The organism is Aquabacterium sp., assembly GCF_004297345.1.
Lineage (GTDB): Bacteria > Pseudomonadota > Gammaproteobacteria > Burkholderiales > Burkholderiaceae_C > Aquabacterium.
This window is the reverse complement of record NZ_SCTN01000608.1, coordinates 1-2,265: the sequence shown is the minus strand read 5'-3', so window position 1 is coordinate 2,265 and position 2,265 is coordinate 1. Positions and strand designations below refer to the sequence as shown.

Annotated in this window: 2 protein-coding genes; both read left to right on the top strand. The window is 52.7% G+C overall.

The window, feature by feature from the left end; all coding sequences use genetic code 11:
- Window positions 1-649: 649 nt before the first annotated feature.
- Window positions 650-1,423: a sulfite exporter TauE/SafE family protein gene (locus EPO09_RS22050; RefSeq protein WP_290646752.1), complete on the top strand. Its 774-nt coding sequence runs from the start codon at window positions 650-652 to the stop codon at window positions 1,421-1,423.
- 13 nt (window positions 1,424-1,436) lie between these two features.
- A partial coding sequence (locus EPO09_RS22045; RefSeq protein WP_367200106.1) for an ABC transporter substrate-binding protein occupies window positions 1,437-2,265 on the top strand: 829 nt, incomplete at its 3' end.

Sequence of the window (2,265 nt, the reverse complement as noted above, 5' to 3'; positions counted from 1 at the left end):
AAGCGATTCAAGGCATTCCTGGAGGCTTGTCTTCCTGTCGGTTTCCCTAGGAACACCCTCATTTCAATGGGCTTGATGCACGAAATACACACGGCAGGCTGCATATCCATGCAGGTATTGCGCATTAATCTGCGAGATGTTGCAGATGTATGATTGTGTTCATGTGATCCATTACCTTTGAAACAAAAGGTACGGATCGATCAAAACCAATGCCAGGCGCAGATCTGTATTGCTGACAGATCAGGTATTGGGGCATCGCAACAGCAGAAGTTGTGGGCGTCTGTCATAAATCCGTTAACCCATTTGGGTAGTATCCAAGATGGGTTAAAGATTGCACACAGGCGTCAACATCTACTTTCGCCAAGCCGACCCTGAGCAAAAGGGGGGAGGACTGAAATCTGCCGCGCCGATGCTGGAGTGCTTGCATTGTCAGGCGAGTTCGCGTTAATCGGTACCCCTCATGTGATGGGGTGTGTTGCAGATCTACAAGCTCGTTGTTGCCAACCCCGTCGGTAACAAATGCAGGGTGCTTTTTTGATTATCGGATTTTCGGACCATTTATCAGCATGGGTCCGGTCGCGCAAGCCTTGACTCAGGGGTATTGGGTCTAATTAATTTAACGAACGGGGTACTTAAGATGGATGTTATTATGCTGCTGCTAGCAGGTGCGCTGTCAGGCTTGATAGCTGGCCTGGTTGGATTGGCCGGGGGCATTGTCATTGTCCCTGTCCTAGTCTGGTTGTACGGGCCACCGGTGATTCACGACGCCATCGTTGTTTCCTGGTTTGCGGTTTTGTTCAATTCAATTGGCGCTACTGTCAAACAATTGCGAATCCGCACCAGGCAGGAGCGTCTGGTTCTGTTATCTGGCGCCCGGTATTTCATGATGGGGGTCTTTTTCATCACGCCGTTGGTGGCCTGCCTGGCAGGAGGTGCAAAGTCCTTCGTCAGCCCGAGGTTGGTCGCGATACTGCAGCTTTGTCTGGCCATGGTCATGCTGTGGCCGGTCAAAGAACAAGATGAACGGCGTGACCCGTCTCGCATACGTGATCTCTCCTTTGGTGGCGCCATTGGCGGGGTCTCCGCCCTGATTGGCGTGGGCGGCGGCACGTATACGATTGCCTACTTTGTCTACGGGGCAGGTGTCAGGTTCAAGGACGCCATCGCCACAGCCAACATCATTGGCTCAACGGTGGGATTTCTGTCTGTGACAGGTTATGTCTTGTCACATGCGCTGTTATCTAATGCGTCGCCGGAGAGCGAACCACTGTTGTCTGCCGCAGGCATGGCCGCAGTAATTGTGGGAGGGCTGGCCTTTGCGCCTATAGGTGTCAGCCTGTCTTCGAGGTTTTCAACCAAAACCTTGCGTCAGATCTTGATATTTGCTTTGATCATGTCATCACTCAGGTTGATGATGTCTTGAGGAATTTCCAGCAATGAAGCATTTGTTGTTCGTCACGCTTCTGGGGTTGTGTTGCACGGCTGCGTCTGCGGCAGATGACATCCTGATTGGTCAAACGGCTGATTTTTCGAGCGTGGCAGCCGCACAAATGCGCGACTTCAATGCTGGTGCCCTGGCATATCTGGAACGCGTGAATGCCGCCGGTGGTGTCCGCGGCAGACCGGTGAAGCTGGTCAGCCTGGACGATGCCTTTTCTGCAGAAAAGGCCAGTGGTAATGCCAAAACCTTGATCAAGGACCGCAAGGTCGTGGCATTGTTTGGCACACGTGGTACCGACCCAACGGAAGCCGTGATCAAGGTCGCACAAGAAAACGATGTGCCCTTGATTGCGCCCATTACTGGCGCAGACAGTGTGCGCGCCAGTGATGTGGTGTTTCCCGTTCGGGCCAGTTACCGAACCGAAGTTGACGAGATGCTCAAGCACATGTCAATTTCGCCGGTCAAGCTGGCTGTACTGGTTCAACACGACAAGTTTGGTGATCCGCTTTACCAGTACATCGTCGAGCGGACCAAAAAAACTTATCCCAATATCAATCTTGTTGGCAAAGTAAGCTTCGAGCGCAAGTCAGCCGACTTGAAGCCGCAGGCGCAGCAGATTCTGGATCTGGACGCTCAGACTGTGATTGCGCTGTGCAACCCTTCTTCTTGTGAATCGTTTTCACGGGAGATGTACGCGCTGGCTCGTGCGTCCGGGCATTCCCGCCCGACTATTTACCAGACATCCATCACCGATATATACGCTCAGTTCACCAAGTTGGGCGCAGATGTGGTGGGAGGCAATCCATATAGCCAGATATTGCCTG

Excerpts from the sequence above, each read along its gene's own strand:
- EPO09_RS22050 (WP_290646752.1), top strand. The coding sequence starts at position 650 with ATGCTGCTGCTAGCAGGTGCGCTGTCAGGCTTGATAGCTGGCCTGGTT.